The organism is Pseudoalteromonas sp. SR41-7 (assembly GCF_014163935.1).
Classification (GTDB): Bacteria; Pseudomonadota; Gammaproteobacteria; order Enterobacterales; family Alteromonadaceae; genus Pseudoalteromonas; species Pseudoalteromonas distincta.
In genome coordinates this window covers 25,753-51,646 of the sequence record NZ_JACJEF010000003.1, presented here as the reverse complement: position 1 = coordinate 51,646, position 25,894 = coordinate 25,753, and the positions used below count along the sequence as shown (strand labels likewise).

The 25,894-nt window shown below is 38.6% G+C and carries 21 protein-coding genes and 2 pseudogenes; 10 read left to right on the top strand and 13 right to left on the bottom strand.

Annotated features, from left to right (window positions below; genetic code table 11):
- Positions 1–185 precede the first annotated feature (185 nt).
- Positions 186–536: a hypothetical protein gene (locus tag H5092_RS04860; protein ID WP_182732998.1), complete on the bottom strand. Its 351-nt coding sequence runs from the start codon at positions 534–536 to the stop codon at positions 186–188.
- A 185-nt stretch (positions 537–721) separates the two neighbouring features.
- On the opposite strand from H5092_RS04860, the gene H5092_RS04855 reads away from it, so the two are divergent.
- Complete coding sequence (locus tag H5092_RS04855; RefSeq protein ID WP_182732997.1) at positions 722–1,351, top strand: hemolysin III family protein; 630 nt, start codon at positions 722–724, stop codon at positions 1,349–1,351.
- 424 nt (positions 1,352–1,775) lie between these two features.
- Entirely contained in the window at positions 1,776–2,198 is a 423-nt protein-coding gene (locus H5092_RS04850; RefSeq protein ID WP_182732996.1) for a hypothetical protein, read from the top strand.
- A 44-nt stretch (positions 2,199–2,242) separates the two neighbouring features.
- Here H5092_RS04850 and H5092_RS04845 read toward each other — a convergent pair whose 3' ends face one another.
- The gene (locus H5092_RS04845) at positions 2,243–3,511 is read right to left on the bottom strand and encodes an IS110 family transposase (protein WP_182732995.1); all 1,269 of its coding nucleotides are present in this window, start codon (positions 3,509–3,511) and stop codon (positions 2,243–2,245) included.
- Positions 3,512–4,041: 530 nt separating this feature from the next.
- Between H5092_RS04845 and H5092_RS04840 the strand changes: the two genes are divergently transcribed.
- From H5092_RS04840 to H5092_RS04830, 3 genes are all read left to right on the top strand, one after another.
- Positions 4,042–4,935, top strand: a complete 894-nt coding sequence (locus H5092_RS04840; RefSeq protein WP_182732994.1) for a hypothetical protein — start codon at positions 4,042–4,044, stop codon at positions 4,933–4,935.
- A 270-nt stretch (positions 4,936–5,205) separates the two neighbouring features.
- The gene (locus tag H5092_RS04835) at positions 5,206–6,117 is read left to right on the top strand and encodes a hypothetical protein (RefSeq protein ID WP_182732993.1); all 912 of its coding nucleotides are present in this window, start codon (positions 5,206–5,208) and stop codon (positions 6,115–6,117) included.
- A 368-nt stretch (positions 6,118–6,485) separates the two neighbouring features.
- Positions 6,486–7,838 carry an MFS transporter gene (locus H5092_RS04830; RefSeq protein ID WP_275451727.1) on the top strand — a complete coding sequence of 451 codons (1,353 nt, stop codon included), beginning with the start codon at positions 6,486–6,488 and terminating at the stop codon, positions 7,836–7,838.
- Positions 7,839–7,932: 94 nt separating this feature from the next.
- On the opposite strand, the pseudogene H5092_RS20605 reads toward H5092_RS04830, so the two are convergent.
- Both H5092_RS20605 and H5092_RS04825 read right to left on the bottom strand, forming a co-directional pair.
- A pseudogene (locus H5092_RS20605) lies at positions 7,933–8,198 on the bottom strand (hypothetical protein).
- A pseudogene (locus H5092_RS04825) lies at positions 8,186–9,002 on the bottom strand (acetyl-CoA C-acyltransferase). The pseudogenes H5092_RS20605 and H5092_RS04825 overlap by 13 nt, the downstream one beginning before the upstream one ends.
- Positions 9,003–10,105: 1,103 nt before the next feature.
- Between H5092_RS04825 and H5092_RS04820 the strand changes: the two are divergent.
- Positions 10,106–11,005 carry an SDR family oxidoreductase gene (locus H5092_RS04820; RefSeq protein ID WP_165724068.1) on the top strand — a complete coding sequence of 300 codons (900 nt, stop codon included), beginning with the start codon at positions 10,106–10,108 and terminating at the stop codon, positions 11,003–11,005.
- A gap of 270 nt (positions 11,006–11,275) precedes the next feature.
- Here H5092_RS04820 and H5092_RS04815 read toward each other — a convergent pair whose 3' ends face one another.
- The 3 genes from H5092_RS04815 to H5092_RS04805 form a co-directional block, all read right to left on the bottom strand.
- Positions 11,276–11,827 (bottom strand): diguanylate cyclase, encoded by a 552-nt coding sequence (locus H5092_RS04815; protein WP_182732992.1) that lies wholly within the window; start codon positions 11,825–11,827, stop codon positions 11,276–11,278.
- A 552-nt stretch (positions 11,828–12,379) separates the two neighbouring features.
- A complete protein-coding gene (locus H5092_RS04810) occupies positions 12,380–12,691 on the bottom strand; it encodes an MGMT family protein (protein WP_024595301.1) in 312 nt (103 codons plus the stop codon).
- Entirely contained in the window at positions 12,681–13,577 is an 897-nt protein-coding gene (locus H5092_RS04805) for a LysR family transcriptional regulator (RefSeq protein WP_002958590.1), read from the bottom strand. Before H5092_RS04805 ends, H5092_RS04810 begins: the two co-directional genes overlap by 11 nt.
- 122 nt (positions 13,578–13,699) lie before the next feature.
- Here H5092_RS04805 and H5092_RS04800 point away from each other — a divergent pair, with 122 nt between their 5' ends.
- Both H5092_RS04800 and H5092_RS04795 read left to right on the top strand, forming a co-directional pair.
- Positions 13,700–14,782 carry an efflux RND transporter periplasmic adaptor subunit gene (locus tag H5092_RS04800; protein ID WP_182732991.1) on the top strand — a complete coding sequence of 361 codons (1,083 nt, stop codon included), beginning with the start codon at positions 13,700–13,702 and terminating at the stop codon, positions 14,780–14,782.
- A 2-nt stretch (positions 14,783–14,784) separates the two neighbouring features.
- A complete protein-coding gene (locus H5092_RS04795) occupies positions 14,785–17,853 on the top strand; it encodes an efflux RND transporter permease subunit (protein WP_182732990.1) in 3,069 nt (1,022 codons plus the stop codon).
- Between the two features lie 108 nt (positions 17,854–17,961).
- Here the strand turns inward: H5092_RS04795 and H5092_RS04790 are convergent, their stop codons facing one another.
- Positions 17,962–18,294: a PBPRA1643 family SWIM/SEC-C metal-binding motif protein gene (locus H5092_RS04790; protein WP_024595073.1), complete on the bottom strand. Its 333-nt coding sequence runs from the start codon at positions 18,292–18,294 to the stop codon at positions 17,962–17,964.
- 241 nt (positions 18,295–18,535) lie between these two features.
- Here H5092_RS04790 and H5092_RS04785 point away from each other — a divergent pair, with 241 nt between their 5' ends.
- Together H5092_RS04785 and H5092_RS04780 are read left to right on the top strand one after the other, a co-directional pair.
- Positions 18,536–18,790, top strand: a complete 255-nt coding sequence (locus H5092_RS04785) for a MetJ regulator of methionine regulon (RefSeq protein ID WP_182732989.1) — start codon at positions 18,536–18,538, stop codon at positions 18,788–18,790.
- Positions 18,791–18,852: 62 nt separating this feature from the next.
- Positions 18,853–19,437: a hypothetical protein gene (locus H5092_RS04780; protein WP_182732988.1), complete on the top strand. Its 585-nt coding sequence runs from the start codon at positions 18,853–18,855 to the stop codon at positions 19,435–19,437.
- A gap of 22 nt (positions 19,438–19,459) precedes the next feature.
- Here H5092_RS04780 and rluF read toward each other — a convergent pair whose 3' ends face one another.
- The 5 genes from rluF to glgC form a co-directional block, all read right to left on the bottom strand.
- Positions 19,460–20,485 carry a 23S rRNA pseudouridine(2604) synthase RluF gene (rluF, locus tag H5092_RS04775; RefSeq protein ID WP_033020665.1) on the bottom strand — a complete coding sequence of 342 codons (1,026 nt, stop codon included), beginning with the start codon at positions 20,483–20,485 and terminating at the stop codon, positions 19,460–19,462.
- Between the two features lie 86 nt (positions 20,486–20,571).
- Positions 20,572–21,642, bottom strand: a complete 1,071-nt coding sequence (locus H5092_RS04770) for a DUF418 domain-containing protein (protein ID WP_182692401.1) — start codon at positions 21,640–21,642, stop codon at positions 20,572–20,574.
- A 30-nt stretch (positions 21,643–21,672) separates the two neighbouring features.
- Positions 21,673–22,887: an EAL and HDOD domain-containing protein gene (locus H5092_RS04765; RefSeq protein ID WP_149603661.1), complete on the bottom strand. Its 1,215-nt coding sequence runs from the start codon at positions 22,885–22,887 to the stop codon at positions 21,673–21,675.
- Between the two features lie 89 nt (positions 22,888–22,976).
- On the bottom strand, positions 22,977–24,512 hold the full coding sequence (locus H5092_RS04760; protein ID WP_182732987.1) for a glycogen synthase: 1,536 nt from the start codon (positions 24,510–24,512) through the stop codon (positions 22,977–22,979).
- A gap of 80 nt (positions 24,513–24,592) precedes the next feature.
- Positions 24,593–25,894, bottom strand: a complete 1,302-nt coding sequence (glgC, locus tag H5092_RS04755; RefSeq protein WP_182694922.1) for a glucose-1-phosphate adenylyltransferase — start codon at positions 25,892–25,894, stop codon at positions 24,593–24,595.

Here is a 25,894-nt window from a genome sequence, read left to right as displayed (position 1 = left end):
TATATACAGGAATTTAAACGATGTTTACATGGTGCAGGCGAAAATCTCGGTTACAAAAAATATGTATAAAAATGGAATAAGCGGTAATAATAATTATTACCGCCATCAATAATAGCTAAATATCAGGGATAAATATGCGGGAAGAAAATTAATAAGCCAACCAAACCGAGTTCTGATTAACTGGCTTATTTTTTAGTGGGCAGCGCTTTTCTGCCCAAACGATATGCATCGGCTATGCTCAGCACCCAAATTATAATCATTAAAGGTACGTACTTATATTCAGCGAGCTGAGCGCAGGCGTTAGATGGTTGTTGCGCGGCTTTTAAAATGGCCGTAGCCGACATGGGGATTTTTCCGTTTACAATTTCATTTGCAGTACACTGTGCAATCGCGAATATATCTTGAAAGGTTAAAATTAAAAGAACAGAGAATACACCCGCAAAAATAGCGCCTATAAGGTGTTTTTTTAAAGAAAAATGTCCCGCTCCAGGATAAACAATGGCGGTAAGTAAAGCAGCTTTTAGATCTTGTTTCATGGTTATTTCAGCTCGTAATATGTATTACACTAGACACCAACATAGTGAATTAATTCTCTTTAAAATCAAGTAAAAGCTAAAGTAGTGTATCAAATAAAGTTATTTAGAATTACTCACAGCTAAGATTGAAACTTTCAGCGTACAGCTGTACACTGAAATTAATTCCAATAGTGGTAGGAACAGTTATGTCGTTAGAAGCGCCTTATTCCCGTAAAGAAGAGAAATTAAACGTAATCAGCCATGCACTCGGTATTATATTTGCCGCGTTTGTTATGTGGGATTTATTTAGCCAAGCCACCAGCACTAAAGCGTATGTTAGTACTGCAATTTATGGCAGCAGCCTATTTGTGCTGTTTTTGTCGTCCACTTTGTACCACGCCAGTATTCAACCGCGCTTAAGAGCCTTTTATAAAAAGTGCGATCACTGCGCCATATACTTATTAATTGCCGGCACCTACACTCCCTTTTTATTAATCTCATTATCCGGTGCTTGGTCATGGGCCACACTTACATTTATTTGGGCGGTGGCACTGGTGGGCGTGGCGTACAAAGTATTTGTAAAAAACGGTAATAAAAAAATATCACTCGCCACCTACTTACTCATGGGCTGGTTTGCACTGGCTATTGTATATCCGCTTTATTCAAGTGTTGATGTAAAAGCACTTTACTGGCTACTTGCCGGCGGTATTTTTTATAGTTTAGGTACATTATTTTACAGCGCTAAAAGCACCCAATTTAGCCACGCTATCTGGCACTTATTTGTTATTGCTGGGTGTGTTTGCCATTATATTTCAATTAGTAATTATGTTTATTAGGCAGGTAAAGCCATGTAGAATGGTCTGGTTTGAGCGAAAACCAGTCACTGGAAAAAGTTAAATTTATTCCTGTTTTGATGAGTTGAATCCTAATTTTGTCCGATAATATTATTAAACGCCGTTTTGGGGCAAAATAATATGCTTAATTCCTAGCTGTTTTAATTACTTGTTTACAAAGGTAATTATTGGTGAAATTATCAGAGTATGTAATATACGCCGTTTTGGTGTGTTATAAACCACCAAAACGGTGTTCAATAAGCTGTTAGGCATTTAAGCTGTATAAATCAACAATTAGGTAGTATCAATAATGTTAAAGAGTTATAGAAAGTGGCACGTATTAATTGATTTAGTCGGCGTTGTTAGTTTAGGCCTTATTCTAAGCTATGTTTTCTTGAGCGAATCTATGAATTTAACCGAGAAGGTAATGGATATTTGGTCAGGCTTAGCTACTGAGCTTATGGGAGCATGGGTTGTAGCTAGAGTTGTTGAGTTTGCGATCAGAAGAAATAGTGAATTTGATAAAGTTAGAGTTAGGACAGCCAGAAATCTCAGGTATTACTCAAATATTAGTAATCGCTTAATTGAATTTGATCATAGACCAGATCTACTTTTAATCCAAAAAGAGCAGAAGTGGAGTAAGAGCTTTTATACCCAACATGAAAATTGTTTTTCTCAAGATGAAATTGATGATTTAGATAATTCATATGCTGCATTGGATAGGTTAATTACAGAACTTGTAAGTAGAGATAAAACGAATGAGGAACTTTCAGAGTTGTTGGAACAATATGAAACAATAGCTTTAAAAGCAGAGAAAAATATTTTCGAAGAAACTCCTGAAATTTTATAATTGCAAAAATGCCTAACAACACGCCCTGAGGTGGACAGTAAGCGCTAAAGCTCACTTTCCACCGCAAATTTTAACAGCGGTGATCCCTTACTTTTCAATGCAGTTAAGTAAGTTGATTCATCGTAGGGCGTATGTGTTTTCCAGCACCTAAATAGGATTCGTATCCACTTAAATGCCAATGATCTGATGATGGTATTATGAGGTTTTCCTTTGCCTTCTTGCTGCCGATAATATGCTTTAGCCCAAAATGAATAACGTACAGATAATCCTGCCCATTCCACAAATGTTTGCCTTAAAAATTTAGTGCATGAGTACCGCCAGTGTATCCATTCCTTTTTGTCACTGCGTTCGGTAACAGGGGCAATGCCTGCGTATTTTTGTATGTCAGCGGCGCACTTATAGCGGTCACGATTTGACCCCATAGCGGCTAATAGTCGAGGTGCTAATTGTGGGCCTGCACCTGGTAAACTATCAAAAATAGCGCGATCTGCATGTTGCTTATAAAATGTTTTAATTTCGTCATCAAATCGTGTTATTGCCAACATCAGCTGTTTAAGTTGCGGAACGAGGCATTCAATAAGCAATAAGTTTGGCGTGATCACCGCCATATCTTCGGTGAGAATTTCAGCATCTTTTATTTCTTTTATCCGCTTTTCATTAACGAGTGGGTAGCGGGAATTATGTTGATTAAAGAAGTCGAGTAGTGTTTGTTTTCTCGCTTTTTTAGCGCGAGCAAGAGAGGGCCAACGCAGTAAGAAGTCACAGAATATTTGAGTGTCTTTTTCTTTAAACCAATCAATCACGTGGGGATAATAATTTTTTAGCGTTGTGGCTATTTTATTGGTTAAATCAACACGATCTTGTACTAATTTACGGCGATATTCGACAAGCTGCGCAAGACACCTAACGTCCTCTGAATCCGGCCTAATAACCGTTAATTTATCCATGTGAAGTTGTAAGATTTCAACTTGAATAATTGCATCAGTAGGATCATCTTTAGCCCCGCTGTGCGTAAATGCAGCACGGTATTTAGCAACACTTGATGGGTTAATCACAAATAATACAATGTGCTTAAATTTACTGAGTGCATATATAAGTGGGCCTTTTTTTAGCTCACACGCGACAGCAACAGATCTGCCGTTGTAGCGTTGTTTTAACTCAAGCGCCCATGCATTAATTGACTTAGGTTCAGAGGAAATCACACTTAAATGTTGTGTATTTGTGTCACGATTTATTTCACAAATATCGTGTTTACGGTCAGCCCAATCGATCCCGATAAGGGCAGCAAAATCTGAAACGTTAAAGGCTTCCATTTTGGGCCTCCTAGAGGTAAAGTGAAAGGATAGGTAGTGATCAATAGTGTTTCTCGCAGGTCTTATAGATAGTCGACATTACGACAATCCCTGAGTATGCGTATTGAAACAAATAACTCCTGTTGGTCCGAAAGTCTTGTTACAAACATAGATTGTTTCCGCTCAAATATTCGTGACCAACAGAAGCATATTCCATGTATTAATGAGATAGGTAAATACATTAATTAATGGAACGGAGTAACTATAAGGCGCTTAAAAGGACTCATAACGCTTGGCTTGGGCTCCTTCGTCGCAAATTATAGCCAAGCATTTTTCGCCTATTAGCTTGGCGTTGAGGCTGTAGAATTACTCTTTGCAAAGAAAAACAGCCTGTTTAATGGGTTCCAAATGCATTACCTAATGCTTTAAAAGCGCTTAGAGTTAATTACAGGAACTCGTTTTTTAATTGATTTTGGCTGCTGGAGTTATTCTACAGCCTCGTTAGGTTAAAACAATGTTTCATCAAGAAAGTACACTGGAGGCGGTGGATAATGAAGTCTGAATGGTTTGATCCCCATAAAAGTTTTTTAAGTCTTAAAATAGTTTGGGTAATGATTTCTATTTTATTGGCTATATCTATTTCAAGCACTTCTGTAATAGTAGTTAACTCCGATCTTAAATCAGACTTTTCATACTCTGGATTCAACTACTTTATCTCAGTATTTAAGTTCCCATTAGCTATAGCAGCCTTAATAATACCGATTGTAGCTTTGTTGGCGGCTAATCATCGATCTGAGCAAACTAAAGAGCAAATTAGGGTAACTAACTCTCAGAATGTGTTCTCAAATTACTATAAACATATAGAAGAATTTACTAAATATTTGGAAGTCCGAGTAGAAAAAAGCGTTGATTTGAGATTCGCCCATAACAACCTTTACCCTAACGCCTCTGACGGTGAATACAATCTTTCACCAAAAGTTATGGCGTTACTTTCTGATCTAGATAGTGTGACGTCTGAAGTTCTTAAGCACTACCCGACTGATATAAACATACCATTAGATATTGATGTAATAAAAAAATATTATGCCATAATCAACGAAATGTACAGTTTCATCTTTAGGGATAGAGACGACTATCGAAAGTATATAACTTACAGAAAGCCAGATAACCATGGTGATAGTTACCTGTTTAAATCTAAATCACTTATTCAGCATTCGCTTGCTGCTGTCAACATTTTAGAAGAGGCATGTAAATTCTCAATTGAATATATTAGTCCTGTTAAGCATCTGAATTTCAACGCTAAAGAACTCGAAAATGTGTATGTGTATAAAAAAACAGAAAACCAAGTAACATTAGCGTTTCAGCCTCAGAATAAAGAGCAAACTTTCGAGGAAGCTAACGATATATTTGTTGATTTTTTGAAAAGTAATATGGCTAGTGCCTGATTCACCTAAAAAGCATTTAAGAGTAACTCTCAACGCTTGGCATTTTCGCTTTGCTCAAGTATAGCCAAGCGTTGCTAACACATTAATAGTGCACTGAGGCTGTAGAATTACTATTTTTTAAGAAAAATAGCCGGTTCTATGGGGTCCAAATGCATTATCTAATGCTTTAAAAGGGCTTAGAGTTAATTACAGGAGCTCGTTTTTTAAATAAATTTGACTGTTGGAGCTATTCTACAGTCTCGTTATGCGTTACCGATAAGGATTCGAGCTATGACTTTAGACTTTTTTACTGATCTAGTAGATGAGCTTCAAAGGCTACTCAAAGATGCCGACCTTGCCGTTCCAACATTTGAACAGTTACGCTTACAAGATAAGCGAAGTGAAGAAATAAAAAGTAAAATTAAAGATTACGACTTACATAACCTATTACTTCATTGTTTTACTGTGTACTCAAGAAGAATCCCTGTTATTAAATGGAATGTTCATACTTCAAGTAAGCTAGAGGGACGGAGTGAAATAAATGAGATCATTAATAAACTCGAAAATGGTATGGACGTCAATCGCTTTTTAAGTAATAAAGTAAGGAAATTAAATCAAGTAAAAAATGCAGACTTACTAAAATCTGAGTGGGGAATTTATCATTTACACTTCCGTGAAGAGCGAAGTGAAGAATTGTTATTTATCTATTTAAGTGAGGGTAATGCATACTTACTTGATATATTGAAACATGAGAAAACCGATGGCTCCGTTGTAACGTGGACTAACACTGACTTAATTCAAACAATTCATAATGACTGGCCTCACGTGATTAAGCCTTTTATTTACAAGACTAACTCAACGGCACCAGTTTTATCCACAGAGCAAAGAAGGGCTTTGCGTAAAAATGCTGGAAATACTAATGTAGTCGTACATGATGGAACAGAATATATGCCTATAGGTTTTGGGTTCTCATCGAGCAAGCATCCGACTTTGGCCGTTATTGAATCAGATCATTTACTATTTAAAGTTAGGAACCTTCAAGCTACTGTTAAAGAAAACTACCAGAGTATTAAACTAGCCTTGGTTGAACATACAGCTGTACCTGTTATAAAACTGAAAATTGATGATAATTTTCAACCATTTGTAGTTGAGTCTAAAAAGCATATTTTACTAAAGTTGGAGCCTAGTGAAGAAAGCGCATAACAAGTAGCCTGAAGGATTAAATATTGGCTTCAGGCATTATTCTCCTGACCGTCCGCAATTGGCACAGATGCGACTGTCGGATCAAGTCTGAGCTAGTACAATTAAGCGGTTATGTGAAGCTTAAAGGCATGTTTATTTATATTAACTAATCTACGGTATTACTTTTTCAATGGTCTACAAAGTAATACCTCATCATATTGGACCAAGAAATACGCTGCTTTAAAGTTACGTTGATGCTTAGTAGACCAAACTTGCTACCTCCTTTGCTATTAGCAATAATAAACGCACTCGCAACCCATGCTTTCAAGCACCACTTTTTATTATTTTTATAGTCTACGCGTTAAGGACCATATTTGTTTAAACTCCCTATTACTACCATCGCGCTTATAATTGTATGCAGCGGATCTATTATCGGACCTCTTGGTATGGCCGGTGTCAACATTGCCATTCCAAATCTTGCTCAAGATTTACAAGCAAGCGCTAAAATGATTGGTTGGATGCCGACCCTTTACTTACTTAGTAGCGTGATATTTATGCTGCCTTGCGGGAAAATAGCCGATAATTATGGTCGCAAGCGAGTCTATGCATTTGGCTTAAGCTTAAATGCACTAGCATCACTGATGTGTGCTAGTGCATCATCAATTGAATGGGTGCTTTTTTGGCGTTTTGTACAAGGCGCTGCAGGAGCAATGATTTTTGGTATTGGTGTAGCTATTATTACCTCTATTACACCAAATAATAAAAGAGGTATGGCACTAGGCACCTCTGCAGCATGTGTTTATATAGGCTTAAGTGCGGCCCCTGCAGTAGGCGGTTGGCTGACAGAAATATGGGGATGGCGAGCTGTATTTTACTCTCAAATTCCGCTTGTACTTCTGCTACTGCTTTCTATTAAACTTTTTTTACATGGTGAGTGGAAAAACGATAAAAAATCTTCGTTTGACTGGTGGGGTACTGGGCTTTTCTCACTCTTTGCAATATGTTTAGTATTAGGGCTCAGTGATTTACCCACTATGACTGGCTGGGGTTTAACATTACTTTCGGTAATAAGCTTAGGATTATTTATTATTCACCAAAGTAAAAGTAGGCGACCATTAATCAGAGTACAAATGTTTTTAGAAAGCAGAGTATTTAGCTTATCACTATCTACATCGTTTCTAATGTACGCCAGTAATTTTTCATTGGCTTTTTTGTTAAGCTTATATCTGCAATATATTAAAGGGTTAAGTCCTTCTCATGCTGGCCAAATCGTGTTACTGCAAGCGGTTTCTATGGCCATTATGGCACCATTGTCAGGTAAACTTTCAGATAAAATACAGCCACGCATAATAGCTACATTTGGCTGTATAATTGTTATGGTCAGCTTTTTTTTACTATCACTGTTATCTATGGACTCAAGTATCACATACATAAGTGGCTCACTGTTATTGTTAGGTGTTGGCTTTGGCTTATTCTCAACGCCTAACAATAATGCAATTATGGGCGCTGTAGATAAGAATGAGTTAGGCGTAGCCTCTTCTTCCATGAATTTATCACGCACAATTGGTAATTTATTTGGAATGAGTTTAGTCAATCTAATTGTCCATTATTATTTAGGCGACAAAACTTTTTCGGCGCAAAATAGCACTGCATTAATGAGTACAATCTCGCTGGCATTTAATATTTCGTTGGGTTGTGTGGTTTTGGCAAGCTGTATTTCTGCACTTCGGGGAAAAGCTTAACGCTTTTTAATTAAGAATTTAATATTATACGGACTATATCCAAGAAGTACTCGGCTATAGTCACTTAAATTTATAACACGTTAGCAAAACAAAACTACTTACAGTCGTGTGATATGAGCATGGCAATACCCATGCCCCCGTCAATACAAAGTGTTGTAAGCCCTTTTGCTTTGTTCGCATGCTTCATTTGATATATTAACGAAACTAAAATACGACAACCTGAAGCTCCAATTGGATGACCAAGTGCAACCGCCCCCCGTTAACATTTACTTTATTACTATCCAACCCCAACGCAGTATTTACATGCAAAGCTTGATCTGAAAATGCCTCATTGGCTTCAATTAAATCTATATCATGCACACTTGCCAGCCCGCTTTTTTACACACAGCCTGCATGGCCGCTATTGGGCCAGTGCCCATGTAAAGCGGCTCAACACCTTCGCAAGCGGTAGCTTCAATCACAGCTAAAATAGGTAAGTTTAACTTTTTTGCATACTCGTCTGTAGTAACCACCACCATAGCTGCGCCATCGTTAATAGTTGAACTATTTCCAGCAGTAACTGAACCGTCTTTTTTAAATGCAGATCTCAACTTACTCAGATTGCTAAGTTGCGTGTCGGCTTTCACCGATTCATCAGTATCACAATACTGAATATCGCCGCCTCGTTTTTTATGCCAATAGGAGAAATTTCTTCTTTGAATGAACCACAGCTAATCGCATGTGCCGCTTTTTGCTGTGAGCGAACAGCAAATTCATCTTGCTCCTCTCTAGTTACAGCAAATTTTTCAGCTATATTTTCAGCTGTAATTCCCATATGAATATTTTCGCGACTGTTCCACAAACCATCTTTCATTAGGCTATCAACCAAAGATAAGTCACCTAATTTTTTAGATACTCTATTATTGGGTAATACGTGCGCCGCCTGAGACATACTTTCTTGCCCACTTGCACCGCTTTTAGTCCTGAGCCACATACGTGATTAATAGTAAAAGCAGACTTATTAATAGGTAGTCCAGCATTAAGTGCTGTCTGCCTTGCTGTGTTTTGGCCACAACCTGCTGTTAGCACCTGCCCTAAAATCACCTCCTCAATGTATGGCTTTACTTGCGGTGTTTCATCAAGAACGGTTTTAAGTAACTGACTACCTATTTCAATAGCTGACAGGCTTGATAAACTTTGTCCAAAACCACCAATTGCGGTTCTTTTTGCAGCAACAATAATGGGATCAAATCATGACTTCATAAAATAAAAATCTTCAATGATCGCTCATGGCACTCTCCAGCCACTCGACACCATAAAATATTGATAATAATTGATAAGGTATTTTACTGTTTCGGATGGCGCTTCGCTTATCCGACCTACACTGGCACTGAGCCGAACTTTGGCACAGAGCCATGAGTAGCCACGCAAAACTGTAATGTAAGAAATCAAGATTCTTCCTTTTTTAATTGATTTATCTTCAACCTAGGCTCTGCGGTGTTCGTAAGACTTACCTGTAAAGTGGTCTTCGCCTCATAAAAAAAGTACGGTGCACGCACAGTAATAAAAAGTAATAATATTTTGTATTAGACGAACTTACTTGACGTTTTATTGCAATTACCATGAAACTCCAGTTTGTTTTTTACACTAAAGAAAAGCTAACGTCGAAACGTACAAAATTTAGTTCAAGTGCCACGCATACTTGCGATAGGTGAAAATTCTATATTTGGCTTCTATAATTTTCGGGGGGATTAGCATATCACTTAATGATACATTTTAACGTGCTGCTATTTTCTGGCTTAATTATAAGCCCATCAGTGTAGCCATAAACGCACCTTCCCAACTTGATTGGCTTAATGAACAGTGTGTAATATTTTCGGTACTAATATCCACTTTTTACCCTTCATCCGCACTTATACTTTCAACAGTTTAAATATAAACACTTTAAAATAAGTAACATAGCTTAATATTTAAAAAGTACCTCTGTGGCATATCTATTGCTTTTTATAAAGAAGGCGGTGTACATAAACAGCTAAAAATGTAAATTTTAAAGGAGAGACAAAGTGGGAGCATTACAAGCTAACTATAATATTGCTATTCGTGCTAAATCAGTTAGTCGCTCTTTAGCTTCGACATTTTACAACCACACACGCCTCTTATGTTTTTTACATCACCCAATTCACGCTAAGCAAAGAGAAGTAACAGCATTGCTGTGCTGTCTGAGATTACGCTCTTTGTGATTACATGCAATTAATCGAACTTAAACTTTACGTTGAGGAGACTTTGATATGCCAACTAATCAATTTACTATGCAAGATCCTAGAAGCCAATATCAGATGGGACGTACCGAAAAAGACAGTAATCAACCGGACCCAGGGCTAGATGAAATTTTAAAACCTAAAGCAGATCATGGCGAAGACTCCTATGAGGGCCACGACAGGTTAAAAGGCCGTAAAGCTTTGATCACAGGCGGCGACTCTGGGATTGGAAGAGCCGTAGCCATCGCATTTGCAAGAGAAGGTGCGGAAGTTGTTATTAATTACTTACCCAGCGAAGAAACCGATGCGAAAGAAACACTCGATATACTAAAAGCCAGCGGTAACAAGGCTTGGGGTATTGCAGGAGACATATCTGATGAAGATTTCTGTAACAGCCTTGTCGCTCAAAGCGTTGAATACTTGGGGTCAATTGACATACTAGTTAATAATGCTGGTAAGCAACAATTTGTCGCCGAGTTAGAAGATTTATCTACCGAGCAATTTTGCCAAACATATGCAACAAACGTATTTGCTATGTTTTGGATAACAAAGGCCGCAGTAAAGCATATGCCACCCGGGGCAAGTATTATTAACACAACTTCTATCCAATGTTACCAGCCTTCTGCTGGACTTCTTGATTACGCATCAACTAAAGGCGCAATTACTAGCTTTACTAAAAGTTTAGCAAAAATGGTAATAGATAAAGGCATTCGGGTTAATGGTGTTGCTCCAGGGCCAATTTGGACTCCGCTACAACAAAGTGGCGGCCAACCGGCGAAAAAACTTCCCGAATTTGGTGATAACGTGCCACTAGGTAGACCAGGCCAACCTGCCGAGCTAGCCCCAACATATGTATACTTAGCTTCGCAAGAGTCAAGTTACATTACCGCTGAAATAATGGGCGTGACAGGTGGGCAACATCTACCTTAATCATCAACAGATGATTGTTAAACAACATAATAGCGGCGAGTATACGCCGCTTTTATTACCTACTCTTTTTGCATCACATCTAAACAAAATCCACTAAGTATTCGTGAAACCGTGGTTATAAACACCCTAAAAGCCTGAGTTACCCACTGCACTATTTGACTTAGTACGAGGTTGAGTGAGCCTATTTAAGCACGCATAAACAAACTGCTTAAACAACTAGAGCTGCTTAAGCAGTCAACTTAGGCTTTATATCTATTTATCAAACTGGTTTTATGCGTTGTCTTTTTTAGCACGTATACCGCGAATGAACTCTTCTAAATAAGGCATAAACTCTAGCACGAGTGATATGAGTAGCACTGTTATCAAGTAAGTTATTGGTATAGGTGACTCTTTTAATTGGAGCGTAAATTCAGGAGGAAAGCCCCCAGGAGTAAATAATGCTGTAAATTGCTCCCAGTGCCGCGCAATAATTAATACTAAAGCCAACAGCGGTATCATTTCTAAAAAGCTATGTATATGCTGCTCTATTGGCCCCACTCTACGTTTACTTACCGCGTAAGTTACATCCCACATTGCTGTAAGTTCATGAATAAAAAACAACAAGATACTAATAGCAATAATCAAACTATTAACTTCAAAAATTAAAACAAGAATTAACGGTATACCCACTTCGGCAAACATTAATAGATGAATAAACGACTCTTTTGCACCACTTGTTGTAGAAATATTACTACGTCGATGACAAAACCAATCCGCAATGCCAGCTACAAGCCAAATAGGGATCACAAAGTACATTAAAATAACTAAAGTAGGGTCAGTCATATTTGGTTAGTCCTTAAAATCAAGTTTTTAAAATTTGTCACACTCAAAACTAAATATATACGCTTGGTCATTTTCGATAATTAATAAAGTACCGATAAGCATAAATCGTGTTCTTCAAACGCGTTCTAGCCACTTTTATTATAGCTTTAAGAATTTTTACTTAGCTGTATATGAGATACCCTTTAAAGCGAGCTCTTGTACCACCACGGATATGCTCATTATTTTCTACGACAGATTGTTACTTCAAGTGGCATGCCAAACTTTTATTTTTAGTGGATTGCATGAAAACGCAGGTATAGGTAGGTGTGGAAGAACTTTAGGCTCACCTCTTTGTATTTTTGATGGCTAGAAAGTAGAAAATATGCCCCTTTTTTGTAACTTTTTCATTTATCGATAATCTCGGTTAGTAAGGGGCTTGTATTGAAGATAAAACTAAATGCTCAAATACCAGGTTATTTATATGTATTGCTAAACTTCATAAATAAAAAAGTGGTCAACATGCTTGGTTTGGTAACAGTGCTTAAATACTATTATTAAGCCATTCCTTGTCTTCTACTGCCACCGGCACTCGTGCATATTCACTTTGTCGTTTTTAAACAGTACGCCTTCTGATAATAGCTTTTCGCGCTGTTCTTGGTATTTTTCGCTACCTGCAGGGAATGATATTTTACCTTGGCTATTCACTACCCTGTGCCATGGTATAACTGAGTCGTTTGGCATCATTTTTAATAAGCGCCCCACCAATCGTGAGTTTTGCGGATAGCCCGCAAGAGCTGCAACTTGCCCGTAACTTGCTACTTTGCCTATTGGTATACCTGCGATAACAGTATAAATAAGTGTTTCTTTATCAATATCAGCGTTCATTTAAATACGCCTCACTAAGTACTTTAAATTGCTCCCAAATAGTACGCGCTACAGGTCCGTGGTGCACTGCATGTTGTCTAAAGGCTCTAATTTGTGCGCTAAATTTATGCTCTCGGTCAGTTATGTGTATTTCTTGAAGTAAGCCTGCTTTTATTTCAGGAGCGCAGTGTTCTAGGCTCATCATTGCCCAACCTGCACCTGAGAGTAAAAACGATTTTAAGGTCGATACATCATCAATTTTCATCATGGCGGAGCCTTTTGAGTACGATAGTCTGTCACTGTCGATACTCAAATCACTTTCAAACATGGCTAAACACGGATACGTTTGTAGTTCACTATAGGTTAGCTTTTGAGGAAGTACGCCTTTGGCGCTGACAATGCCAATATCGAGCCTGCCTATAGGTACGCTTTCTAAATCGCCTGTCGCATGAAATAAATCAAACCAAGGGCCAATGCCTAATTCGGCTTGCCCACTATTTACTTGCTCTAATGAGATAAAGCGCTTCCCGCTTGTTAAGCTAAATTCGGTGCTGGTAAACAATCTAAAAGTATTACTTATGATCTCGTTGTAACTCTGCGTATGGCAAAGTTGTTCGTAACAAATTCTAAATTGGGGTTCATTACCGAGTGCCAATTCTTTAGCAAGCTGCGCTAGCTCGTCGTTGGCATGCAGAAGTTGCTGCGCCTCGCGGTGGAAAATTCGCCCTTTTTCAGTAAGCTGTAATCGGTACTTACTTCTGTCTAGCAACTCAAAACCTATTTTTTCTTCTAGATTTTTAATAGCAAGTGTAAGCGCTGGCTGCGTTTTATGTAGCTTTAGTGCTGCCCCGCTTAAGCTTGCGCTTTGCACTATGGCATCTAAAATTATTAATTGATTCAGCTTCATATAGCACTCTGCAACATTATAAGTAAAACTTATTGAGTTTCTAAAATTTTATGATTTTTATTTTATATGTTTGCAGCGTATGCTGCACTTAATTATTTTGCCATCATTGCAACGGAGAAGACATGAAACTCTTTCGTCTATGTTTTTTAACTACGACTTTACTAAGCTTAATAGCCTGTTCTGAGCCAGAACAACAAGTTAAAGAAGAGCCCATTCGCCCTGTTAAATTATTCAACATAGGTCATGATACGCAAACTAACATTCGCAGCTTTCCTGCTGAGGTTGTTGCAAACCAAGGCTCTTACCTAGCTTTTAGGGTAAACGGCGAACTTGTTAAGTTCCCTGTGCTTGCTGGTGAACACGTTGAAAAAGGTGATTTATTAGCAAAACTAGACCCAGAAGATTTTCAGTTACAGTTTGACGAACGTAAAGCACGCTTTGAGCTGGCAAAGTCACAACTTGGCCGTATTGAGCAATTGTTTGAGAAAAAAATCACCAGCCAATCAGAATTAGATGAAGCCACTGCTAATATGCAAATTGCCGAATCTGCATTTAAAATTGCACAAACAAACCTTGAGTACAGCGAGCTGCGCGCGCCATTTTCAGGCACGGTCGCAAAAGTATTTGTTAAAAACTTTGAAAATATTCAAGCAAAGCAAAATATATTACGCTTAGAAACACGCGATTTAATGGACGTAGAAATTCAGGTTCCTGAAAAAATAGTCGCTCGTTTTCAAAAAGGCACCGATTACCACCCTACTGTAAAGTTTGATGGCTTTGACGATAAAGAGTACATACTTGATATTAAAGAGTGGGATACCCAAGCAGATCCTGCAACACTTACTTATAAGGTTGTATTTTCGCTACCAGTACCTGAGGACTTTAATTTACTCGCAGGTATGACGGGTAGTGTACTTATTGATTTAAGCAAAGTAACGCGCTCGCAAGTTGCTTATACAATACTACCTATCGAGTCTGTGTTTTCTGAGCCGCAAGAATCAATTGAAGATAACGCCTACGTATGGCTTTTTGATTCAAAAACTAGCCAAGTGCACAAACAAGCTGTAAAGGTTGGCCAGTTGCACCGCGATGGTATTGAAGTGTTAAGTGGTATTAAAGAAGGCCAAATTGTGGTTTCTGCCGGTGTGCATTCACTAAAAGAAGGCATGAAAGTAAGAGCATGGAATAAAGAGCGAGGCTTATAATTATGAGCTTTGCACAACTCTCCATAGAGAAAAAAGTAATCAGTTGGATGTTTACGCTGCTGCTATTAATTGGCGGTAGTGTTTCGTACTTTGATTTAGGGCAACTAGAAGACCCTGAGTTTACGCTTAAAAAAGCCATGGTTATTACCATGTACCCTGGCGCTTCGCCGCAGCAAGTTGAAGAAGAAGTTACTTTTCCGATTGAAAACGCGATTCAGCAACTCCCTTATGTTGATTACGTTACGTCTATTTCATCTAACGGTAAATCACAAATTTCAGTAGAAATGAAAAGCAATTATCGTAAAGAGCAGCTTCGCCAAATTTGGGATGAAATGCGTCGTAAAATTAACGACCTTTCTCCGTCGTTACCCAGTGGTGTTTATCCTAGTACAATTTTGGATGACTTTGCCGATGTGTACGGTGTTATGTATTCGGTAACCGGTGATGGCTACTCGTATGACGAGCTTAAAGATTACGTCGATTTTTTAAAGCGTGAGCTGGTATTGGTTAAAGGCGTTAGTAAAGTAACCGTTGCGGGGCAACAACAAGCGCAAGTAATGGTTGAAGTTTCTACGCGTAAGCTTGCTCAATTAGGTATTGCGCCAAGCCATATATTCCAGTTATTGCAATCGCAAAACACGGTATCTAACGCAGGTAAAATTCGTGTGGGCGATGAGTCAATTCGCTTGCATCCTACTGGCGAATTTAAAGATGTAAAAGAGCTCGAAACCTTATTAATTTCAAAATCAGGTGCCAATGAGCTTATTTACTTAGGCGATGTAGCAAAGGTTTACAGAGAGTACACAGAAGTACCAAATAACATTATTCGTTATAACTCTCAGCAAGCTTTACTTATTGGCGTGTCGTTTATGTCGGGTGTTAACGTGGTTGATGTGGGTAAAAACATAGATGAGCATTTAGCCTCACTTGAGTATCAACGCCCTCATGGTATTGACATAAATTCGGTATACAACCAACCACAAGAGGTTCAAAAGTCGGTTGAGGGTTTTATTATCAGCTTACTTGAAGCTATTGCGATTGTTATTGTAGTACTGCTGTTATTTATGGGTTTAAAAAGCGGTATTTTAATTGGTGGTATTTTACTGCTTACTGTACTGGGTACGTTTATATTTATGAAGTTGTTTGCCATCGACTTGCAACGCATATCGCTTGGAGCACTTATTATTGCCCTAGGGATGCTGGTTGATAACGCAATAGTTGTAACCGAAGGGATACTAATAAACCTTAAACGTGGGCAAACAAAACTCAAAGCGGCGGTTAATATTGTTGAGCAAACAAAATGGCCCTTACTAGGTGCAACAGTCATTGCAGTCACTGCGTTTGCGCCAATTGGACTAAGCTCTGATGCCAGTGGTGAATTTGCAGGCAGCTTGTTTTGGGTGTTGTTTATTTCGCTTTTATTAAGTTGGATAACAGCCATTACGCTAACGCCATTTTTTGCCAATTTAATGTTCAAAGAAAACGAATTTAAAAACGAAGAAGGCCAAGAAGATGAAGACCCGTATAAAGGTTTTATTTTTAACGGTTACAAAGCGATTTTAGATTTAGCGCTGCACTTTAGAAAAACCACGCTTATATTAATGGTTGTTTTACTGTGTACTGCGGTTGTTGGTTTTGGCTCTGTTAAACAGTCGTTTTTTCCTGCCTCTAATACACCTATGTTTTATGTAGATTACTGGCAAGAGCAAGGATCTGATATTCGCTCAACCCTAGAGGGCGTTAAAAAACTTGAAGAGTTTTTGCAAAAAGAAGACCTTGTTGAAGAAGTAACAAGTACAACAGGCCAAGGCGCTCCACGCTTTATGCTTACCTACGCACCAGAAAAGTCATATCCCGCGTACGGGCAATTAATTATTCGTGTAGCCAACAGAGAAGCCGTAGCGACTGTAATGCAAACTGTACGTGATTACTCAAATAATCATGCACTCTCTGCACAGCTTAAAATTAAGCCAATGGAAATCGGCCCCTCTACTGATGCAAAAATAGAAGCGCGTTTTTCAGGCCCTGATCCTGTTATTTTAAGACAATTGGCTGCTAAAGCTGAAGAACTTATTGGTAACGACGGTGGCGCGTACAATATTCGTGATGACTGGCGTGCACGTACTAAAATGATTCGCCCGCAGTTTAACGAGCAAAAAGCACGCCGCTTAGGTATTAGTAAATCTGACTTAGACAATGTATTACTAACAAGTTTATCGGGTAAACAAGTGGGCGTATATCGCGATGGCACGCAGTTGCTGCCTATTATTGCACGATCTCCTGCTAACGAGCGCTTAAACGTAGAAAGCGTACACGACCTACAAATATACAGCCCAGTATTGGGGGTATTTGTACCAGTGACTCAAGTTGTAGACGAATTTGATGTGCAGTGGGAAGACAGCCTAATAATGCGCCGCGATCGCAAACGAACTATTACAGTAATGGCCGATCACAATGTATTAGGGGACGAAACACCCGCTAAACTATTTGCACGTATTCGCGGACCAATAGAAAACATGGAATTACCGCGCGGTTACGAACTGGAATGGGGCGGCGAGTTTGAATCTTCAAGCAAGGCTCAAAAAGCAATATTTGGCTCATTACCACTGGGTTACTTAGCGATGTTTGCAGTAACCGTATTACTTTTTAACTCGCTTAAGCAACCACTTGTGATTTGGGCAACGGTTCCGTTAGCTATTATTGGTGTAAGCGCGGGCTTGTTAGCTATGAATGCTCCGTTTAGTTTTATGGGACTACTTGGTTTATTAAGCTTAAGCGGTATGCTTATTAAAAACGGTATTGTATTAGTTGATCAAATAAATCTCGAATTAAGGGAAGGTAAATCGCCCTATGAGGCCGTGTTTGACTCTGGTGTGAGCCGTGTACGCCCAGTTGCTATGGCGGCTATAACTACTATTTTAGGTATGATCCCGCTGTTATTTGACGTGTTTTTTCAGTCAATGGCGGTAACAATTATGTTTGGTTTAGGCTTTGCTACAATTTTGACTCTAATTGTAGTGCCAGTACTGTACACGGTTATATTTAGAATTGATTACGAACCGCGTAAGTAGTTAAGCATATAATCGGTTAACATTAAAAAATGCCACTGGCTCAAGGTCAGTGGCATTTTTATTTAATACCGATGAAAAAGAAAGGCTACATATTTAGTTGTTAAGAAACTAACCGCAACACTTCTTATATTTTTTGCCGCTACCACATACACAAGGTGCGTTACGCTCTGGTACTTTATCAAATACTTGTGGTGTTGACTTGCTAAGTGCAAAGTCTAGTTCGCGAATATCTTCTGGTACTTCAGCTTTAACTTCAATTGAAGCAAACAGCGAATGCTCTTCTAGTATTGCTTCTATTTCTGATTGTCGTGCAACTGAGTTTACAATTAGCGTTAACGGGTGTAACTCTGTGCCTGGCTTTGCAGTACGTTTTGGTGCAAATCCATTACTGTTATTTTTACCCATTATGTCGGGCTTACCCATAAAGAAAAATTTTGACATGTTACTTCTATAACCTTTCTGCATTATTAAGACGGCGCATCTTAACAGCTTACCCTTCATATAACTAAGTGTACTTGATAATGCACAATATAAATCAGGCTTTAGCGTATATACGCCTAATATAGCGACATAATGAGGCCATTTAATGGATTTAGGCAAAATTTAAATTCGAAATATAGTAAAATTATCATGACTCAACTTAGTGCCGTTTTAGTATCTAACTCAATATTATGGAAAAGCCTTGGAAAATTTTAAAACCGCGATACTAATAGCGGGCAGCGTTTTTATACTTTTTGGTTATTTACGCTTTATAACTGACGAGAATGGTAACGTGAACTTAAACAACTACCGTTTTACAGGGGGCATACTACTGGTTATTTCCGGTATGTTTGATGGCACACGCGACCTTGTTAAGCGCCTTCGCTCTAAAAACTCGTTATCGGCGATTGCTGTTTATTTAGGTATACTCTTATTTTATATTGGCTTTAGCATTTAATAGCGAAACATTAAGCGCTAATTTGGGCTTTATACAAGCAACATTTTATAAGTGAATACCCTTTGACCTTTAAACAACTCTTCAACAGCGCCATATTACTCTTAGTAACAGCACCTCCGCTGGTTTTACTTGCATGGGATGAACAAGCCGACCCCGCTTTTATCCCCAACAGTATATATAACACCTTAACATTTACGTTATTTCCAATAACGGCGATAGTGTTGTCGGTTGTTTTATTAAGGCACCTATATAAAAAATACAATAATAACTTTGAATTTAAACATACAGTTAAAAATTATATTACTGAGCATGGGAAGTTCCGCAGCGCATTTATACCACTGTTTTTGCCTATTTTAATTTACTTATGGTTATGGACGTCAGTTTGTATTTCTGTGAAATTATGGGCCAATAAATACAGCAATAATATATGGCAGCAAGAGCATCAATTACTCGAGGTAGGTAGTTGCCCAAATGATTATGAGTACAGTTGTGCAACGCTAACTGTGCTTAGTTTACAGAACTACAGAAAATACACTTTTAGATGGTATTTAGATAAGAATAAATTGGTGACTTTACAAAATAACAATATAAATTTAGTGGGCGTTACAAGCCCACTTGGTAATATAGTACAAGAAATACAGTGGTAGTAGAATACCACTTAGGTGCAGATTATTTTTTTAAGCTAAGGGTACGCCCCGAGCTAGGTTTTGACTGTGACGACTTGTTCTCTTTAATACTTTTTGGCTTACCAACATACGTGGTAGAACGCTTTTGATAAGGTGCTTTACTGCGCTCATTTTTGCGCTCGCCATTAGCATTACTGCGATCAGAGTTGCGACTTGAATTTCGCTCAGTACTACGCTCGCCACTTTGTTCGCCTTTATTAAAACGGCGAGGATTTTCACCCTGAAAATCACGCTTTTTAGGAGCTGACGGCGTATTATTTTCTGATTGTTTATTAGCATCAAGCGAATGTTCTTGAGTTTTACCTGAGTCAGAAATCGAGTCGTTTATTTGCGCCATTTCAGTATCAGACAAATGACGCCACTGCCCTACCTTTAAACCTTTTAGTGTTACGTTCATTATACGAGTGCGCTTTAACGTCACCACTTCGTAACCTAAATATTCACACATACGGCGTATTTGGCGGTTTAAACCTTGTGTAAGTACTATTTTAAATTCTTTAGGGGCAGTTTGTGTCACTTTACACTTTTTAGTCACGGTATCTAAAATAGGCACGCCATTGGCCATTTTTGTAACAAACTGACGATTAAGCGGTTTATCAACCGTAACAACATATTCTTTTTCGTGGTTATTACCCGCACGCAAAATTTTATTAACGATGTCGCCTTCGTTAGTTAAAAATATAAGCCCTTCAGAAGGTCTATCTAAACGCCCTATTGGAAATATACGCGTAGGATAATTTACCGCGCGAATAATATTACTTTGAATTTTACTTTCGGTAGTACACGTAATACCAACGGGTTTATTGTAAGCGATATAAACGCGCTTTGGTGTGGCTTTAAGTGGCTTGCCATCAACCAATACAACATCGGTAGCAGCAACTTTTACGCCCATTTCAGGCGAGTAGCCATTAACGCTGACACGACCTTGCTCAATATATTTATCGGCTTCGCGGCGTGAACAAAATCCTGTTTCACTAATAAATTTATTTAAACGTTTTAATTCGGTCATGGCACTTATAGCGTAGTAATTTTTAAGGCGAGTAGTGTAAACCACCCACACTATTTTTTCGCCCCTAATTTAAAATTTATAGGTGTTTAAGCATTAATTTTTGCTTTCGTTAATTTACGCCATACAAATTCAAGCGGGCCTTGGTTAAAATAGCGGCTGTATATAAAGGTAAATATGAGCTGCAGTGCAACTAATGCCGTTGCAACTAACCAGTAGTCAATACGATCAAAATTGAGCACCCAGTGCGTAAATAGCACTTTATATAACAACAGTTGTATGAGTGTTTGGCTAATATATAAAGTAAATGCTAAGCGCCCCGCTTGTTGAATAAGCGTGCCAACGTGTGCGCTGTTATTGCAAAATTTAACAATTAAATGAATATACAACGTAGCCATACCTAGCGCCGCAAAAATATTTACAAATTCTTGCACCCCATATCCTAAGCTGCCATTAAGCTGTGATGCATAAAGCCTGATTCCACAAAAAACAAGGGTCATTGCACCGCAAACTATTAATTGCTGAGTCGTTAAGCCTTTACTAAAAACGTCTTGTTTATATAAATAAATGCCAATGAGCATAAGGCCCACGCACATCCACATTGTCATTATTGGCACCATAACAAGCATTAACGTGTTCATAGCAAGGTTACTAATAAAGTAATCAATATAGTGTGGGTTATATAATTCAATAAACTGTGCTGTATCGCGGTAAATTATTTCATCGGGTACGCTAGATATAACAAGTAAGGTAATCACAGCCGACAACAAGGTAAATGCAAACCCTCTTTTTAAAAGTACGTTGCTATCACTTTCTAAATATTTAATAACAAACCAGCCAGATACACCGTAAACAAATAAAATATCACCGGCCCAAAGTAAAAAACCATGCGCTAAACCAAAGAGGATTAACCAATAGAGCCTGCTTTTTATCTGCACTTCAGACTTGTAACGTTGCCACTGAATATAAAGCCCAGCACCAAAAAGCAAACTAAACAGCGTTCTAAAACGCCCGTCTACAAACACGCTGCTAAGGGTGTGAATAATTGAGTCGCTAACAGGAGGATTAGTTAAGGAGGAATACCCATATTCAAAAATGCCGAAGGCGTAAGCATTCATGTAAACGAGGCCAAGCACGGCAACGCCGCGAATAAAGTCCATATTATAATTGCGCATTAAAGCTATTATCCGTTAAATATTATTCTTATAACTGTCAGCCCAATCGACTGACTGCTGGTAAAGTGGAGGTAGTATAGCACTGTCAATATTCAACAAAAGTACAGCTTGTTCAAGTGCCCACCAGCTTCCTGTTTCATATGCTTTAACAACGTTTAAAATATAATAAAGTGTGTTTTTGTCCCCTAATAATGCCGTTTTTATTTCATCAGGGAAAGGTAGCTTTTCAACAAGCAAGCTCATTGGTTGATCAAGGATTGCATCTAGCAGTGAAAATAATCCTGTTAAAAATGCTTCGCCTGACTGACTTTTATTAACCTTTTTTGCCACAAGCTCACAAAAACGAGCACGTACAACACACACTTGCATTAGCTCTGCAGGTTTTTTACCCGCTGTATGAGCAGTAACAATAAGGCTCACAAACTTTTTCAGGCGTTCGTGTCCTAAATACACAAGCGCTTGCTTTAATGACGATATTTGGCTTTGTATAGGAAACACACCGCTGTTTATTAATCTTAGTAACTTATATGCGAGTGCAGCATCTAGCTCAAACAGGCTTGCGATTGTTTTAATGTCAGGGCTTTGCTTCATTATTTCTGCGTAAATAGCGACGACTAAACCATAATTATAATCAATGTCGTTTTGCTTGATCATGGTAGGCTTTGCAAAAAAATAGCCTTGAAAATAATCAAACCCCATATCAAAGGCAAGCTCATAGTCTTCTTGTGTTTCTATTTTTTCGGCTAGTATTTTTATTTGTTTATGCGCTTGTAACTTAGTAACTATGGGCTGTATTTCGCTAAGAGGTGTAATTGCAATATCAAATTTAATGAGCTTCACAAGCTTTAGAAAACGATCCCATTGTGGTTTATATACAAAATCATCGAGCGCGAGTTTGTAGTTACTATGAAATAAACCTCGGCATAGCTCATAGTTGTCGTCGGTAGGTTCTATGGTTTCGAGCAACTCAATCACAACGTCTTGGCATGGTAAGAAAGCACATAAATCGAGTTTTAGTGATTCTGGTCCTATATTTATAAGCGCTTTTTTGCCTGATGTAATATGGCGTGTACCTAAATTTAATTGATTTTCCATGATAAGCCTTGCTGTTGCTTGGCCTTCTGCAATATCTGGAAAATAATTTTTTGGACTATCACGAAAAAGTAGCTCATAGGCTACTACTTTTTTACTTCGATTGAATATTGCTTGCCTTGCAACAAATACAGACACATTACCTACTTCTTAGATTTTATATAATACTAAGTAATTAAACCCTAAGCAGGTAGATTTGTCACTAAACTTTAAAGTACAGAAACGATTTACCGGTATAAGGTTGTTATATAATCAGTTGCCACTTGTGGCCACGAAAAACGCATTTGCTCTGCGCTGTGCTTAATTTTATGCCACTTTTTAGGATTTTGCTTTTTAATTAAGAGAGTTTCGTCTAAACAGCTAATTAAATTACGCGTTTGCGTTACTAACGTATCTCCATTAAAGCTAAAACCATTTTCGTGGTGTTTAACTGTATCTTTTAATCCGCCAACACTGTGAACTAAACACGGTTGCCCCGCTCGCATTGCTAGCATTTGGCTAATACCACACGGTTCAAACGAGCTTGGCATTAAAAATAAGTCACCTATTTGATACATTAAATCGCCAACACCTTGCCCATAGCCCTTTAAAAATAAAAGATTGGAATTACGCGCCATTGCTTTGGTAAATATGCTTTCGAGCTCTTTGTCACCCGAGCCGAGAATAATAAGTCTGCCGCTATGTTCACTAATTAATTGGCACACTTTATCAATAGCTAAAATCCCATTAACCTGCTGGCACAATAACAACACTTTTTGCTCAGTAAGACGGCCAACGCTTGTAACTAATGGACCGTTATTAACCGTTGCTTTAAATTGCTGTAGTCGTTGGTGGGCAATATAGTAACCACTTTGTAACTGCTCGCTAATTGCCATCCAAGTAAATAAAGTACTCTCAGCTTGGCTATAAAAATCAGCGAGAGTTGCTCCTTCAAGTGCATTGCTTGGATATTCGCAGCCATTTAAAATACCAACAAGCTTGCCTTGGCTTGCTGCATTTTGCAGATCTTGCTCAAGCCCTTCGCCACCAAAAAAACCATGTTCGTAATTACTAGGTTCGAGAACCTCTTGGCTATATGTTGGCGATACAACATGTATTTTATCGCATAGATTTATTGCACTGCGCATAGGATTAAAACAATGAGGGTAACGCGGGTCGCATAATTGCTGGCCATTATAACTAAGTGATGGAAACCACGCCTCTAAGCTTGAATCATCATGTTTGAAAGGTCTAATACCTTGCAGTGCAATATTATGTACTGTGAAGGCAATTGGTAAGGTATTAAGTGAGCTATAACGTGGCTCAAACTTAAGTAAAACTGCAACGCAGGCACTGTGCCAATCATGTAAATGCAGCGCTGTAGGGCGCTTTAATACACCTTGTAATAACGCTTCGCAGACGGCTGCGTTAAATAGAGCAAATTTAGTCGCATCAGTTGCAAAAGGCCTCCCCGGTGCATCATTACAATATACACTGCCTGATTCACTAAATAACGGGTGGCTAATAACAATTTGGCTTACATTATTTTCGGCTTGTTGTACTTTAAAAATGATTAATACATGGGGTTGAGCATTAAATGCAACGGTTACTTCACCTATATAAATACGCTCAAGCGGCTCAAACCCGTAATCAGGAATAACAACATCAACCGTTATACCTTGCTTTGCGAGAGCCTTGGGTGCATCGCGTACTACATCTGCCACACCGCCTACTTTTGCGCCTGGTAACGCGTCATTTTCTGCTGCAACCATTAATACATGCATTAATTTATTATTTCCTTTAAACCTGTGTGAGCTTGCTCACAAATGAGCAAGCTATGTTGTCGTGCTTATCTAACTTGTTGTTACGCTAGCTTTTTATTTTCTCGCGCTTGGCGTTCTAACTTTTTTGCAAGCTCAGTGAGCATATCACGTGTAACAAGAACGATACCTTTTTTAGATACCCTAAAGCCGTTTTCTTCATCTGTTTTTTTGTCAAAACCTATTTCAAGACCTGCCGGTATTTCACAGCTTCTATCTATTATTGCGCGTTTAATTTTACAACCTCGGTTTATAACCGCACCGGGTAAAATAACCGACTGCTCAATGGTACAAAATGAGCGAACGTGAACGTTAGAAAACAACAGGGATTTTCTAACCGCAGAGCCCGAAATAATACACCCACCCGAGACTGTTGAGTCTAAAGCCATACCACGTCTATCTTCATCATCAAAAATAAACTTAGCAGGTGGTAGTTGCTCTTGATAAGTCCATATTGGCCACGTTGGATCGTATAAATCAAGTTGTGGTTCTGGCATTACCAGTTCCATATTAGCTTCCCAGAACGAATCAAGCGTACCTACATCTCGCCAATAAGGTTGCCCTTCTTGGTTTGGATCTCTAAATGGGAAGGCAAATACATTATGCTCTTCTATAATCGCTGGAATAATATCGTGACCAAAATCGCGTCCAGAGCCTTCATTCTCAGAATCTTTTTTAAGTTGCTCAAACAAAAATTCAGTATTAAAAATGTAGTTCCCCATTGATGCTAAACATGTACCTGGCTTGCCGGGTACGGAGCTCGGCATTGCTGGTTTTTCATCAAAACGACACACTCTACTTTCTTCATCAACGGTCATTACACCAAACGTGTCTGCGGCTTCCTCTACTGGGACTTCAATACAACACACAGTCATATCTGCGCCTTTTTGCACATGTTCAGCCAATAAAGCACCATAGTCCATACGGTACACATGATCTCCAGACAAAATCATCACATATTTAGGAAGCTCGTGACGAATAATATCTATGTTTTGAAAAACAGCATCTGCGGTTCCACAATACCAATCATCACCTTGGCGCTGAGATGCAGGTAGTATTTCAACCGACTCTCCTAGCTCTTTTTTAAAGTGCCCCCATGCGCGGTTTACATGGCGTATTAATGAATGTGATTTATATTGTGTAGCAATACCAACACGTCTCACACCCGAGTTAATGCAGTTTGATAGTGGAAAATCGATAATTCGATGTTTACCACCAAAGTAAACTGCTGGCTTTGCTCGCCAATCGGTTAACTCATGCAGGCGAGAACCGCGACCGCCTGCCAGTATTAACGCGTAAGTTTCTCTGGTTAGGCTACTTATGTAGCGATTTGCATAATTAGGCAT

Bases quoted from the DNA above. Each gene is read 5' to 3' on its own strand.
- H5092_RS04800 (WP_182732991.1), top strand. From the start codon at position 13,700: ATGAAACTCTTTCGTCTATGTTTTTTAACTACGACTTTACTAAGCTTA.
- H5092_RS04760 (WP_182732987.1), bottom strand. From the start codon at position 24,512: ATGCATGTATTAATGGTTGCAGCAGAAAATGACGCGTTACCAGGCGCA.
- H5092_RS04810 (WP_024595301.1), bottom strand. From the start codon at position 12,691: ATGAACGCTGATATTGATAAAGAAACACTTATTTATACTGTTATCGCA.
- glgC (WP_182694922.1), bottom strand. From the start codon at position 25,894: ATGCCTAATTATGCAAATCGCTACATAAGTAGCCTAACCAGAGAAACT.
- rluF (WP_033020665.1), bottom strand. From the start codon at position 20,485: ATGACCGAATTAAAACGTTTAAATAAATTTATTAGTGAAACAGGATTT.
- H5092_RS04805 (WP_002958590.1), bottom strand. From the start codon at position 13,577: ATGAAGCTGAATCAATTAATAATTTTAGATGCCATAGTGCAAAGCGCA.
- H5092_RS04820 (WP_165724068.1), top strand. From the start codon at position 10,106: ATGCCAACTAATCAATTTACTATGCAAGATCCTAGAAGCCAATATCAG.
- H5092_RS04860 (WP_182732998.1), bottom strand. From the start codon at position 536: ATGAAACAAGATCTAAAAGCTGCTTTACTTACCGCCATTGTTTATCCT.
- H5092_RS04845 (WP_182732995.1), bottom strand. From the start codon at position 3,511: ATGGAAGCCTTTAACGTTTCAGATTTTGCTGCCCTTATCGGGATCGAT.
- H5092_RS04855 (WP_182732997.1), top strand. From the start codon at position 722: ATGTCGTTAGAAGCGCCTTATTCCCGTAAAGAAGAGAAATTAAACGTA.
- H5092_RS04835 (WP_182732993.1), top strand. From the start codon at position 5,206: ATGACTTTAGACTTTTTTACTGATCTAGTAGATGAGCTTCAAAGGCTA.
- H5092_RS04815 (WP_182732992.1), bottom strand. From the start codon at position 11,827: ATGACTGACCCTACTTTAGTTATTTTAATGTACTTTGTGATCCCTATT.
- H5092_RS04850 (WP_182732996.1), top strand. From the start codon at position 1,776: ATGGATATTTGGTCAGGCTTAGCTACTGAGCTTATGGGAGCATGGGTT.
- H5092_RS04795 (WP_182732990.1), top strand. From the start codon at position 14,785: ATGAGCTTTGCACAACTCTCCATAGAGAAAAAAGTAATCAGTTGGATG.
- H5092_RS04770 (WP_182692401.1), bottom strand. From the start codon at position 21,642: ATGGACTTTATTCGCGGCGTTGCCGTGCTTGGCCTCGTTTACATGAAT.
- H5092_RS04790 (WP_024595073.1), bottom strand. From the start codon at position 18,294: ATGTCAAAATTTTTCTTTATGGGTAAGCCCGACATAATGGGTAAAAAT.
- H5092_RS04840 (WP_182732994.1), top strand. From the start codon at position 4,042: ATGAAGTCTGAATGGTTTGATCCCCATAAAAGTTTTTTAAGTCTTAAA.